The sequence below is a fragment of the Xenorhabdus eapokensis genome, from assembly GCF_001908105.1.
Window position 1 is genome coordinate 178,593 of sequence record NZ_MKGQ01000004.1, and the last position, 13,385, is coordinate 191,977.

A 13,385-nucleotide genomic window follows, 5' to 3' on the forward strand; every position below is an offset into this window, starting at 1 on the left:
CAGTCCATTTTGGGATTTTTTTTGATTTGGCGATTAATCAGATCGCAAAAATTGGACTGAGTTCCCTCCAAGTGATCTACTATTTTGAAAGCTTATTTAACTACGTTGATGTTTTAACAATTAATTACGCTTACTGACATATAATCAATATACCCAATAGATTTTAAGTTGTAGTTAGTCATCGTTCACGAAAGGGGATATTCCGAAGCCTATGTACCTTTCTGTGGCTTAGCTGTCATGGAGGAAGTAAGAATGAAAGAACTACCTGCCCGATAAAGTCACTTCGGGCAGGATAAACATTATATTAGCCACCGACTGCAATGCGTTTCATATCTGTCATATAACCACGCAGAGTACGGCCGATAATTTCAATCGGATGGTGACGGATCGCTTCATTCACATCACGCAACTGCGCATTATCAACGCTGCGATCTGCAACTGCTTTTCCTAAGTCCCCTGCTTGCAGGGTTGCCATAAATTTCTCTTTCAGCAACGGAACTGCGACGTAGGAGAACAGATAGTTACCGTATTCTGCGGTATCAGAAATTACCACGTTCATTTCATACAGACGCTTGCGAGCGATGGTGTTCGCAATCAACGGCAGTTCATGCAAAGATTCATAATAAGCAGACTCTTCGATAATGCCAGTATCTACCATCGTTTCGAATGCCAGTTCTACCCCTGCCTTGACCATTGCAACCATCAGGACGCCATGATCAAAGTATTCCTGCTCACTGATATGCCCTGTGTAGTCTGGGTAATTTTCGAACGGCGTCTTACCGGTTTCCTCACGCCAGGTCAGCAAATTCTTATCGTCATTTGCCCAGTCTGCCATCATTGTGGAAGAAAATTCACCAGAAATGATGTCATCCATATGTTTCTGGAACAGCGGGGTCAAAATAGTTTTCAGTTGTTCAGACAGAGCATAGGCACGCAATTTTGCAGGATTAGAAAGACGATCCATCATCAATGTAATGCCACCCTGTTTCAGGGCTTCAGTGATCGTTTCCCAACCAAATTGCATTAATTTTCCGGCATAACCGGGATCAACACCATCAGCAACCAGTTGGTCATAACACAACAAAGAACCGGCCTGTAACATGCCACACAGAATGGTTTGTTCTCCCATCAAGTCAGACTTAACTTCGGCTACGAAAGAAGATTCCAGCACACCAGCCCGATGTCCGCCTGTTGCGGCTGCCCACGCTTTTGCGATCGCCATCCCTTCGCCTTTTACATCATTTTCTGGATGTACCGCAATCAGAGTAGGCACACCAAATCCACGCTTATACTCTTCTCGCACTTCCGTACCTGGGCATTTAGGTGCAACCATGACAACAGTGATATCTTTGCGTATCGGCTCACCCACTTCGACGATGTTGAAACCGTGGGAATAACCCAGCGCTGCACCTTCTTTCATCAAGGGTTGCACTGCCTGAACCACCGCTGAATGCTGTTTGTCTGGAGTCAGGTTGATAACCAAATCCGCCTGTGGAATTAATTCTTCATAAGTGCCAATTTTAAAACCATTTTCGGTTGCTTTACGCCATGATGGTCGTTTTTCATCAATCGCTTCTTTACGCAAGGCATAAGCAATATCTAAACCAGAATCACGCATATTGAGACCTTGGTTTAGCCCTTGCGCACCACAACCGATGATCACCACTTTCTTGCCTTTCAAATACCCTGCTTCGTCAGTAAATTCTTCCCGCGCCATAAACCGACATTTGCCTAACTGCGCCAATTGTTGGCGTAAGTTCAACGTATCAAAATAATTAGCCATGGTGACTCCGATATAATAATTAGGTGTGAGGTCGTTTGCATAGAAACAATATATGACATGCAAGCCATTGCTGAAATTGATATATTAACAAGACTATATTGCAGTTTATGCAACACACTTTCTCACGGCAAACAGCCTCTCAATAAAGGGCCTAAAAACGATGGATCTACGTGATTTAAAACTGTTTTTACACCTTACAGAAAGTTGTCACTTTGGCCGCTCAGCTAAGGCCATGCACGTCAGTCCATCCACACTTTCACGCCAGATCCAGCGTCTTGAGGAATTATTGGGGCATCCGCTGTTTCTGCGGGATAACCGGACAGTAAAATTGACCTTAGCCGGTGAACAACTCAAACAATTTGCCCAGCAAACTCTCCTGCAATATAAACAGTTACAGCATTCATTAAACCACCAAAGCCCATCACTAACGGGAGAGTTACGTCTATTCTGTTCAGTCACGGCTGCGTATAGCCATCTTCCACAAGTGTTGGACAAATTTCGGGCAGAACATCCCCTGGTGGAAATTAAACTGACAACAGGAGACGCTGCTGATGCCGTTGATAAAGTTCAATCCGATGCTGTGGATTTGGGGATTGCAGGTAAGCCTGAAAAACTGCCTGATAATGTCAGCTTTACCAAAATAGGTGAAGTACCACTGGTACTGATTGCTCCTTCTCTACCTTGTGCCGTGAGAAATCTCGCTACCCAGACACCCCCCGACTGGAATAACATCCCTTTTATCCTGCCTGAGCACGGGCCTTCCCGCAAGCGTATTGAACTGTGGTTCCGCCGACATAAGATCCTGCACCCCGTCATTTACGCGACAGTTTCCGGCCATGAAGCGATTGTTTCTATGGTGGCACTAGGTTGCGGGATTGCCCTGATCCCTACGGTTGTTGTCGAAAACAGTCCTGAACCTGTGCGTAACCGTATTTCACTGCTGGAAAATATTGCTTTGGTCGAGCCGTTTGAATTGGGTGTCTGTGCGCTAAGTAAGCGCTTGAATGAACCGTTGATTAGGGCATTTTGGGCGCTATTGTAGTCTGGAAGTCGTCATGATCTGAATATATAAAATCAGCAAAACAGCCTCCTTTGGGAAGATATTTTGCTGTTTATTTCTTTAATTTATTGATGACTAAAATTGATTGATAACTAAGTCAGAAATAATTTAAATGAAGGGTTATCGGTTTCATCATGGTATTCATAGCCCAACTCATCCAAATGGCGATCAAAACACACTTCTGCCCCTGAAAGCTCAAAGGCAGCCAATACACGCCCATAATCCGTGCCATGACTACGGTAATGAAACAGCGTGATATTCCAGTGCGTTCCCAGTGTCTGCAAAAATTTCAGCAAAGCACTTGGAGATTCAGGAAAAGCAAAACTAAACAATCGCTCCTGCAATGGCTTGGATGGCCTGCCACCGATCATATAACGAACATGCAGCTTCGCCATTTCATCATCCGTAAAATCAGCGACTTGATACCCCGATACTTTTAATTCTTCAATGATCTCAAGACGTTCAGCATTTCCCCGACTCAATCTGATACCAACAAAAATGCAGGCTTGGTTTGGATCTGTTGTATCCGAATAACGATAGCTAAATTCAGTCACAACACGAGCACCCAGTATCTGGCAAAACTGTAAGAAGCTCCCCTTTTGTTCGGGGATCGTCACCGCCAGCAAGGCTTCGCGTTGCTCTCCAAGCTCGCAGCGTTCTGAAACGTAACGCAACCCATGAAAATTCACATTAGCCCCAGAAAGAATATGTGCCAACCGTTCTCCCTGAATCTGATGTTGCTGGACATACTTCTTCAAACCTGCCAGCGCCAGCGCACCGGAAGGTTCTGCAACCGCCCTGACATCTTCAAAGATATCTTTGATCGCAGCACAGATAGCATCACTGTCTACCGTAATAACATCATCAACATATTGCTGGCATAAACGAAACGTTTCGTCGCCAATCCGTTTGACAGCCACGCCTTCCGCAAATAATCCAACTCTAGGCAAATCGACCGGATACCCTGCTTCCAGTGCCGCTTTCAGACAGGCAGAATCTTCGGCTTCCACACCAATAACTTTTATTTCGGGTACAAGCTGTTTGATAAGAACGGCAACCCCCGCAATCAACCCGCCGCCGCCCACCGGAACAAAGATGCGATCAAGATGAACATCTTGCTGTAGCAGCTCCATCGCCAGTGTAGCCTGACCTGCAATCACGACAGGATGGTCAAAGGGTGGCACGAAGGTGTAACCGTGTTCTTTTGCCATCTCAATGGCTTTTGCCTTTGCTTCATCGAAGTTCGTACCATGCAACAAAACCTCTCCACCAAAACTGCGGACGGCATCGACTTTAATATCCGCTGTCGCTATCGGCATAATAATGGTGGCTTTTATGCCAACTTTACTGGCCGATAATGCAACACCTTGCGCATGGTTGCCTGCGGAAGCCGTGATCACACCTTTGCTTTTCTGCTCTTCCGTCAAACCGGCGATCATCGCGTACGCACCGCGCAATTTGAAACTATGTACCAACTGGCGATCTTCCCGTTTAACCAAAATAGTATTGCCTAAACGCGCAGAGATTTTTTTCATTTCCTGTAAGGGAGTGACTTGAGCAATATCATAAACTGGCGCACTCAATGCCGCCTTGAGATATTCCGCTCCCTTGGGTTCAGTATTAAGAGGATAAACCGCCACAATCAACTCCCCAGTTTGGTTTTATCACGCACCGCGCCTTTGTCAGCACTGGTCGCCAATGAAGCATAAGCTCGTAATGCCAAAGAAACCTGACGCTCACGGGACTTAGGTGTCCACGCCTTATCTCCGCGAGATAATTCAGCCTGTGTACGTTCTGCCAGTTCTGTTTCCGTTACATCCAACTGGATTTTACGGTTTGGAATATCAATATTGATGATATCACCGTCATAAATCAGGCCAATCACCCCCCCATTAGCCGCTTCTGGAGAGACGTGACCAATAGATAAGCCCGATGTTCCGCCGGAGAAACGCCCATCCGTAATCAATGCACAACTTTTGCCTAATCCCATCGATTTCAGATACGTAGTGGGATAGAGCATCTCTTGCATACCTGGGCCACCTTTCGGCCCTTCATAACGAATAACAACTACGTCACCCGTCACGATTTTTCCACCGAGAATGGCTTCTACTGCATCTTCCTGACTCTCGTAAACTTTAGCTGGGCCACGGAAAGTCAGGATTTCTTTATCAACGCCGGCTGTTTTTACAATGCAACCATCTCTTGCAATGTTGCCAGACAAAACGGCCAGTCCACCATCCTGACTGTAAGCATGGGTATGTTCACGAATACATCCTGCTTCGCGATCTGTATCCAACGATGGCCAACGACAATCCTGTGAGAAGGCTTGCGTGGTGCGAATTCCAGCAGGCCCCGCTGCATACATGCTCTTAACACTTTCATCGTTTGTCAGCATGATGTCGTATTGGGCTAATGTTTTTGGCAAATCCAAACCCAAAACATTTTTCACATCGCGGTGCAAAAGCCCTGCACGATCAAGCTCACCAAGTATCCCAATCACACCACCAGCACGATGTACGTCTTCCATATGGTATTTCTGGGTACTCGGAGCAACTTTACATAAGTGCGGCACCTGACGAGACAGACGATCAATATCCGCCATCGAGAAGTCAACTTCAGCTTCCTGCGCTGCTGCCAACAAATGTAAAACGGTGTTGGTTGAACCCCCCATCGCAATATCCAATGTCATCGCATTTTCAAATGCCGCTTTGGTCGCAATATTACGCGGGAGAGCACTATCATCGTTTTGCTCATAATAGCGTTTAGTCAGTTCAACAATGCGTTTACCGGCATTGATAAACAAAGCCTTACGATCAGCATGCGTAGCGAGCAGTGAACCATTACCTGGCTGTGACAGGCCAAGCGCTTCGGTTAAACAATTCATCGAATTTGCTGTAAACATACCGGAACAAGAACCGCACGTCGGACATGCAGAACGTTCAATTTGATCGCTCTGTTCATCACTGACATTTGGATTGGCGCCCTGGATCATGGCATCGACCAAATCCAGTTTGATCAGTTGCTCGGATAATCGCGTCTTACCCGCTTCCATTGGACCACCAGAAACAAAAATAACCGGAATATTTAAGCGCAAAGATGCCATCAACATACCTGGAGTGATTTTGTCACAGTTAGAAATACACACCATAGCATCAGCACAGTGGGCATTGACCATGTATTCCACTGAGTCAGCAATCAACTCACGCGAAGGTAATGAATAGAGCATTCCACCATGCCCCATCGCAATACCATCATCGACAGCGATGGTATTAAACTCTTTCGCCACGCCCCCTGATGCCTCAATCTGTTCTGCCACCAGCTTGCCAAGATCACGCAAATGTACATGTCCTGGCACAAACTGCGTGAATGAGTTAACAACCGCAATGATAGGTTTTCCAAAATCTGCATCTGTCATACCTGTGGCTCGCCATAAAGCTCTAGCTCCCGCCATATTGCGGCCATGAGTCGTCGTGGCAGAACGATATTTAGGCATTGTCTTTACTCCCATGTCAGTCTTATTAATTAACTTCGGCAATCAAAACAGGCGGGGAACGGCCGCCTGTTGAGTTTTATATTTTTTATTAAGGATTAACGGGATCTAACCAACCCCACTTATCTTCTGTCGTACCATCAAATAAGCCAAAAAACGCGCTTTGGATCTTTTTAGTGACTGGGCCACATTTGCCGATACCCACCTGAATACCATCTACACTACGGACTGGTGTGATTTCCGCAGCCGTTCCTGTCATGAAGACTTCATCCGCTAAATAAAGCGATTCACGGGAAAGTACCTGTTCACGAACTTCCAAACCAAGATCTTGTGCTAACTTGATGATGGCATCACGGGTGATCCCAGGCAGGGCAGATGACGTAAATGGCGGTGTAAATAGAACGCCATCCTTCACTTCAAATAGATTTTCACCCGCACCTTCTGAAATATAACCATGAACATCCAGGGCAATACCTTCCTGATAACCATGACGTCGCGCTTCACTTCCCACCAGCAAAGAAGAGAGATAGTTACCTCCCGCTTTTGCGCCTGTAGGGATCGTATTTGCTGCCATGCGATTCCATGAAGAAACCATCGCATCAATGCCCTGATCCAAGGCTTCCTCACCGAGATAGGCGCCCCACGGGAAAGCGGCAATGATAACGTCTGTTTTATAGCCAGCAGGTGGGTTGACTCCCATGCCGACATCACCCACAAATACCAATGGGCGAATGTAAGCACTGACCAATTTATTTTTACGCAGCGTTTCACGGCAAGCCTCCATCAATTCGTCCACACTTTGGCTTACTGGAAAACGGTAAATCTTGGCTGAGTCACGCAAGCGTTGCATATGTTCACGATGACGAAAAACAACAGGCCCTTTGTGGGAGTCATAGCAACGAATCCCTTCAAATACCGAAGTACCATAATGTAAGGCATGGGACATAACGTGAACTTTGGCATCTGCCCAAGGCACCATTTCTCCATTGAACCAAATATAATCAGCTTGCTTTGTCATTCTCAGTTTTCCTTCAATGGCGCATTATGCGCTTATTAATCGTGATTCTTTGTCTTTGATCTCAACACCAGCCACATCCACCAATTTCATCAGTTGGGAAAAAAGTAAATTAACTGGACGCTGGCTAGACACGGTGAGTTCAATATTTACATTATCACTATCTGTTATATGATCCATATTCAATGCGCATATCTGAAACCCGCGGTGACGGGTAACCCGCAAAATCCGTTCCAACATTTCAGGACAAAACCGCGCCTTAATAGCAAGTTGATGCTGTCTCATAATGGTTTCTCCAACATGGTTTCGTTGCTTGCGCCTGGTGGAACCAATGGCCAGACATTCTCTAATTCATCAATAGACACATGTAATAAATACGCACCCTCGCTGTTGAACAAAGCATCCAATGCTTCATCCACTTGTGCTTTGTCAGTAATTCTCTGTCCCGGAATACCAAACGCCTGCGCCAACGTAAGAAAATCAGGGTTATCAGTTAAGATCGTTTCGCTATAACGTTTGCCAAAAAACAGCTCTTGCCACTGACGAACCATGCCCAATCTCTGGTTATCCAATAAGATCAGTTTGATCGGCAATTGCTTACGTTTAATAGTGCCTAATTCCTGAACATTCATCATGAAGGAGCCGTCACCAGATATGCAGATAACCATATCTTCAGGACGAGCCATTTGGGCACCAACCGCCGCTGGAATACCGAATCCCATCGAGCCTAATCCACTTGATGTGATGAAATTTTCTGGCTGACTAAAAGTCATGTGCTGAGCAGCCCACATCTGATGCTGCCCAACATCGGTTGTGATAACCGTACTGGACGAAGCACGTTCAGAAACCTGCTTCAACAACAACGGAGCATAAATGCTTTCGCCCTGATAGTCATAACACCATGCATGTTCGTTTTTTAATTGTTTGATTTTTTGTTGCCAGGCTTGGATCGATAAAGGTTGCTGTAAATGAGGCAATAGGGTTTTTAAATCCCCCAATAATGAAACATGAGTCTGACGTAATTTATTAAATTCAACAGGATCAACATCCAAATGGATCACTTTGGCATGAGGTGCAAAAGTATTCAGCTTTCCTGTCACACGATCATCAAAACGTGCCCCAGCGGCAATTAATAAATCACAGGATTGAACGGCAAGGTTAGCGGCTTTAGTACCATGCATCCCTAACATTCCCAAATAACATTCATGTTCAAAATCTGCCGCTCCCAAACCTTTCAATGTGGAAACAACGGGAACACCCGTTTCAGATACAAAATTACGCAATTCAGGAACAGCACCAGACATACCAACTCCACCACCCACATACAAAATAGGTTTCCGAGATGAAGCTAACAATTGACGAGTCAATTCAATCTCTTGTTTTGGAAGGGAAAATTGGGAGGATATCGGTATTAAATAGGGAGCGAAATCACCTTGCGCTAACTGAATATCTTTTGGTAAATCAATCAGAACAGGGCCTGGACGACCATTCATGGCAATGGAGAAAGCATCGGCCATGATTTGAGGTAATTTTTCCAGCGAATCAACAAGAAAACTGTGTTTTGTACAAGAAAGAGACATTCCCAGTATATCGATTTCCTGAAAGGCATCTGTCCCGATAAATTCAGAACTCACCTGACCGGTAATAGCGACAACAGGAACGGAATCCAATAATGCGTCAGCCAATCCCGTGATTAAGTTTGTCGCTCCTGGCCCTGATGTCGCTATGCAAACTCCGGGCTTACCACTTGCCCTCGCATAGCCAATGGCTGCCATAACAGCGCCTTGTTCATGGCGACACAATATGTGCTCAACACCACCATCATACAGCGCATCATAAACTGGCATGATTGCTCCACCTGGATAACCAAAAACTTTTTCAATTCCCTGTTTTCGTAATGCCTCTACAACCGATTGTGCCCCGTTCATTGCCGTCTCCCCTGTTACGTTTACCTTGCTGTTGGCTGTTGTGATGTTTTGTTGTTTCTACTCTTGTCGAATCCAGTATCAGGCCTAAAAAAAACCCCCGCGCCTTTCGGTGCGGGGGTCTTGGAATCTGGCTTTTCTTCTGTCTAAGCCGTTCTTCGTCCAAGTGCAGCCCCGCACGGTGGGATAATCACCACCACGCTAATAATTAGGCTAATCACTAGGACAAATGCGTTCATAATTTTATTCGTTTTTAATTCGTATGTTTGACGTATATTTAAGAGTTATCACTTTCTATGATTGTTGACAACGATTATTTTTGTTTTTTTATAACAAAATTATTTTATTTATACTTTTCATTTAGATAACCAAAAAATAGATAAATTCACTGTAATTTACTCATTTTTATCTCAGAAAAAATTGCCATCTGTTTGTTTAGTAAAATAATTAATAAATAAAATAATAGAAAAACGAGTTAATCGTCTAACTCTCGATAACATGACAAAAATGCGATCAAAATTAATTTTTACAGTTAATTATTATTATAGTTAATAGTATATAAGTTTAAAATTTATTAAGTTAAATTTATGTATTTTATTGAGTTATGATTACCGATGAATATCACTCATTCCCACTCGATTTTTTAACATCAGAATCCCAGTTTGTTAGATTATTCATATATAACATTATGTTATTATTAAAACCCAAACGACTGGATGGTTGTCACTATAATCATAATGACGAATATATTTACGATCCTTTTCACAAAATAACGAAAGGCGACTTTTCATTATTTTTTATCGATCCATGATAACAGCTTTCTTGCTAAGGAGAGCATCATGGCACTGGCCGTTATTCATACACGGGCAACAATTGGTATTGATTCCCCTATCGTCACGATAGAAGCACATATCAGTAATGGTTTACCCGGTCTCACCCTTGTTGGTTTACCTGAAACTACCGTAAAGGAAGCGAGAGATCGTGTCCGAAGCGCCCTGATCAATAGTGGTTTTATTTATCCACCCAAAAGGATTACTGTCAATTTAGCACCAGCAGACCTCCCTAAAGAAGGGGGAAGATATGATTTACCCATTGCTATTGCAATTTTAGCCGCATCGGAGCAGATCATAACAGATAAGCTACATAATTATGAGTTTTTAGGTGAGTTAGCACTTTCTGGTGAAATACGGCAAGTTACGGGAGCAATTCCCGCAGCATTGAGTGCAAAAAGAGCAGGAAGACAACTTATTCTCTCCTCAGAGAACCAAGCTGAACTGGCAATTTTGTCTCAAAACGAAACGCTAATGGCAAATCATTTACTGCAAGTCTGCCATTTCTTACAAGGAGAAAACTCAACCTTAGCCGCTCCTTCTCCTGTTGAACTACAGACTGAATCATTTGTTTTGGATATACAGGATATTATTGGGCAGGAACAAGCTAAACGAGCACTGGAGATCACAGCCGCGGGGGGTCATAATCTTCTGCTGCTCGGCCCTCCAGGCACCGGCAAAACTATGCTTGCCAGCCGATTGTGTGGTTTATTACCGCCATTGACGCATCAGGAAGCTCTAGACGTCGCTGCAATCAATAGCTTAGCCGGATGTCCAATCAATCCTCAAAAATGGCATATACGCCCATTTAGAGCCCCTCATCACAGTTCTTCAATGGCAGCTCTTGTTGGAGGAGGCTCAATACCTAAACCTGGCGAAATTTCTCTTGCCCATAATGGTGTGTTATTTCTAGATGAATTACCTGAATTTAACCGTAGTGTCCTTGATGCCCTGCGGGAACCATTAGAATCTGGCGAAATAGTGATATCCCGTGCCAGAGCAAAAGTTCGTTTTCCTGCTCAGGTTCAATTGATTGCAGCCATGAACCCTAGCCCAACCGGCTATCATCAGGGGATGCATAACCGAAGCAGTCCACACCAAGTATTACGTTACCTCTCTAAACTATCAGGCCCTTTTTTAGATCGTTTTGATCTCTCTATTGAAGTTCCTCTGCTTCCTCCAGGAATCTTAAGCCAATCATCAACAAAATATGGAGAAAGTAGTCAAGAAATCAAACAACGCGTAACAAAGGCAAGAAAAATACAAATAGAACGGTGTGGACACATTAATGCCCATCTCGGTAGCAAACAAACCGAAGATATTTGCAAAATTAGCATGGAAAATGCCGTTTTTCTGGAAAATACTTTATTGAAATTAGGGCTATCTATACGTGCCTGGCACAGGATACTTAGAGTTTCTCGCACAATTGCAGACTTAAAAGAGCAAACAAGAATAGAAAAACCAGATATTATGGAAGCACTCAGCTACCGAAGTATGGATAGGTTACTTATCCAATTACAAAAGCAGACTGGATAAGTTATCGGTTGGAAGAGGGGATCCCCCCTCTTACCTAGCTGATTAATATCAATGATGGTATTAATCATCAGTATCGGTATAGTCCTCCGAAGAATCAAGCTGCGGTTTTCCACCGGAAAGAGTATGAAAACGTTTTGGACGGCTAATTTTTGCCAAATACTTAGTCCATACCTTTTCCTCTGTCGTTGCCGGTGCACGTTCACCACGGCAAACTGCAACAAACAGTTTTTCTTCTTCTGTTTGAGGTTCACGTTTACCAAGGTCTAATTCATTGAACGCATAACCATAACGTTCTAGCAATTGAGCCTCTTTGATGGTGAAATCACCATGACGAGAAAATCCACGTGGATAATTTTTATTATCAAAAAAACGATTAGTCGTGATGAAGCTTTCAGCCATCTGACACACTCCTAACTCTAAGTCATACTAATTATGGCGCGGAGTATTAGGGAGGCTTGACATTCTGTAAAACAAAATATTTAAATCTTAACGACAAAAACTATTGGAGATGCATGTGGACACTGAATTACTGAAAACCTTTTTGGAAGTCAGTAAGACTCGTCACTTTGGTCGGGCAGCTGAGTCGCTCTATTTAACACAATCCGCTGTTAGTTTTCGGATCCGCCAATTAGAAAATCAGTTGGGTACCAATTTATTCACACGGCATCGTAATAATATCCGCCTAACAGCAGCCGGAGAACGCCTGGTACCTTATGCAGAATCACTAATGAATACTTGGCAATTGGCAAAGAAAGAAATCAATTATGTTGCCCAGCATACAAAACTCTCTATCGGCGCTACAGCATCCCTATGGGAAAGTTATCTAACATCCTGGATAAATACATTTTATCAACACCATCAGGAAATAAGAATCGAATCTCTGGTTTCGACACGTCAATCACTAGTCAAGCAATTGCATTCTCGTGAACTGGATCTCTTAATCACCACTGAACCGCCAAAAATGGATGAGTTTCAAAGTCAGTTGATAGGTAATATCCAGCTTATTTTATTAACAACCCAGCATAATCTTGATAAGGGAGTGGAAAATTATATTAAATTAGAGTGGGGAGCTGATTTTCACCAGCAAGAACAACAAATCTTAAAGAATGATCATCCACCTATAGTTACAACCACATCAGCACATATTGCCAAAGAGTTATTGGATAGCGTTAATGCTGCAACCTTCCTTCCTGTACACTGGCAAGAAGAATATCCGAAACTCGTTGCTTTATCTAATGATCAGTTAATAGAACGGCCATTGTACGCTGTATGGCTACAAAACAGTGACCAACAAGCGCTTATCCAACACTTATTAAAAATTCCTGTTGAGCAAGCACCTGTAACTACCCAAAAACAACCTTAAAGGAGCTGCGCTTGAAAAAAAGAAATTAGAATTACACGAAACTAGAAGTTAAAACTATATGCCAATAAAAACATATATCAGGGCTGCAATATGTTAGAGCTATAGTACGTTAGAACTGGATAAAAATGACAAACAAGAAAAAACCCAGCTAAATTTAGCTGGGCTATTAATCTGAAAGCTATATCAATTATTACTTATTTGTTAACTGGCAGGGGCGGAGAGGCTCGAACTCCCAACACCCGGTTTTGGAGACCGGTGCTCTACCAATTGAACTACGCCCCTAAATACGGTGGCGGTGCGGACGGGACTCGAACCCGCGACCCCCGGCGTGACAGGCCGGTATTCTAACCAACTGAACTACCGCACCACCGATTTTTTTAACC

11 protein-coding genes and 2 tRNA genes are annotated in these 13,385 nt (G+C 43.8%); 3 read left to right on the forward strand and 10 right to left on the reverse strand.

All coding sequences use genetic code 11. From position 1 onward, the window contains the following. Positions 1 to 304: 304 nt before the first annotated feature. Positions 305 to 1,783 (reverse strand): ketol-acid reductoisomerase, encoded by a 1,479-nt coding sequence (ilvC, locus tag Xedl_RS05140; protein ID WP_074022760.1) that lies wholly within the window; start codon positions 1,781 to 1,783, stop codon positions 305 to 307. Between the two features lie 160 nt (positions 1,784 to 1,943). On the opposite strand from ilvC, the gene ilvY reads away from it, so the two are divergent. Continuing rightward, on the forward strand, positions 1,944 to 2,825 hold the full coding sequence (gene ilvY, locus Xedl_RS05145) for an HTH-type transcriptional activator IlvY (RefSeq protein WP_074022761.1): 882 nt from the start codon (positions 1,944 to 1,946) through the stop codon (positions 2,823 to 2,825). 110 nt (positions 2,826 to 2,935) lie between these two features. Here ilvY and ilvA read toward each other — a convergent pair whose 3' ends face one another. From ilvA to Xedl_RS25060, 6 genes are all read right to left on the reverse strand, one after another. Beyond that, positions 2,936 to 4,483, reverse strand: a complete 1,548-nt coding sequence (ilvA, locus tag Xedl_RS05150) for a threonine ammonia-lyase, biosynthetic (protein WP_083600273.1) — start codon at positions 4,481 to 4,483, stop codon at positions 2,936 to 2,938. Between the two features lie 2 nt (positions 4,484 to 4,485). Further along, positions 4,486 to 6,336 carry a dihydroxy-acid dehydratase gene (ilvD, locus tag Xedl_RS05155; protein WP_074022762.1) on the reverse strand — a complete coding sequence of 617 codons (1,851 nt, stop codon included), beginning with the start codon at positions 6,334 to 6,336 and terminating at the stop codon, positions 4,486 to 4,488. A gap of 88 nt (positions 6,337 to 6,424) precedes the next feature. Beyond that, the gene (locus Xedl_RS05160) at positions 6,425 to 7,351 is read right to left on the reverse strand and encodes a branched-chain amino acid transaminase (RefSeq protein ID WP_074022763.1); all 927 of its coding nucleotides are present in this window, start codon (positions 7,349 to 7,351) and stop codon (positions 6,425 to 6,427) included. A 24-nt stretch (positions 7,352 to 7,375) separates the two neighbouring features. Further along, positions 7,376 to 7,633, reverse strand: coding sequence for an acetolactate synthase 2 small subunit (ilvM, locus tag Xedl_RS05165; protein ID WP_074020690.1), 258 nt, complete (start codon positions 7,631 to 7,633; stop codon positions 7,376 to 7,378). Then, the gene (gene ilvG / locus Xedl_RS05170; protein ID WP_074022764.1) at positions 7,630 to 9,276 is read right to left on the reverse strand and encodes an acetolactate synthase 2 catalytic subunit; all 1,647 of its coding nucleotides are present in this window, start codon (positions 9,274 to 9,276) and stop codon (positions 7,630 to 7,632) included. Before ilvG ends, ilvM begins: the two co-directional genes overlap by 4 nt. A gap of 143 nt (positions 9,277 to 9,419) precedes the next feature. Beyond that, on the reverse strand, positions 9,420 to 9,512 hold the full coding sequence (locus Xedl_RS25060; RefSeq protein WP_139292496.1) for an IlvGEDA operon leader peptide: 93 nt from the start codon (positions 9,510 to 9,512) through the stop codon (positions 9,420 to 9,422). Positions 9,513 to 10,112: 600 nt separating this feature from the next. On the opposite strand from Xedl_RS25060, the gene Xedl_RS05175 reads away from it, so the two are divergent. Then, on the forward strand, positions 10,113 to 11,639 hold the full coding sequence (locus Xedl_RS05175; protein ID WP_074022765.1) for a YifB family Mg chelatase-like AAA ATPase: 1,527 nt from the start codon (positions 10,113 to 10,115) through the stop codon (positions 11,637 to 11,639). A gap of 60 nt (positions 11,640 to 11,699) precedes the next feature. Here the strand turns inward: Xedl_RS05175 and Xedl_RS05180 are convergent, their stop codons facing one another. Then, positions 11,700 to 12,038, reverse strand: a complete 339-nt coding sequence (locus Xedl_RS05180) for a MaoP family protein (protein ID WP_074020693.1) — start codon at positions 12,036 to 12,038, stop codon at positions 11,700 to 11,702. A 115-nt stretch (positions 12,039 to 12,153) separates the two neighbouring features. On the opposite strand from Xedl_RS05180, the gene hdfR reads away from it, so the two are divergent. After that, positions 12,154 to 13,002 carry an HTH-type transcriptional regulator HdfR gene (hdfR, locus tag Xedl_RS05185; RefSeq protein WP_074022766.1) on the forward strand — a complete coding sequence of 283 codons (849 nt, stop codon included), beginning with the start codon at positions 12,154 to 12,156 and terminating at the stop codon, positions 13,000 to 13,002. Positions 13,003 to 13,208: 206 nt separating this feature from the next. Here the strand turns inward: hdfR and Xedl_RS05190 are convergent. Both Xedl_RS05190 and Xedl_RS05195 read right to left on the reverse strand, forming a co-directional pair. Then, positions 13,209 to 13,284: transfer RNA gene (locus Xedl_RS05190), tRNA-Trp, on the reverse strand. Positions 13,285 to 13,292: 8 nt separating this feature from the next. Next, positions 13,293 to 13,369 (reverse strand) — tRNA-Asp (locus Xedl_RS05195). Positions 13,370 to 13,385 lie beyond the last annotated feature (16 nt).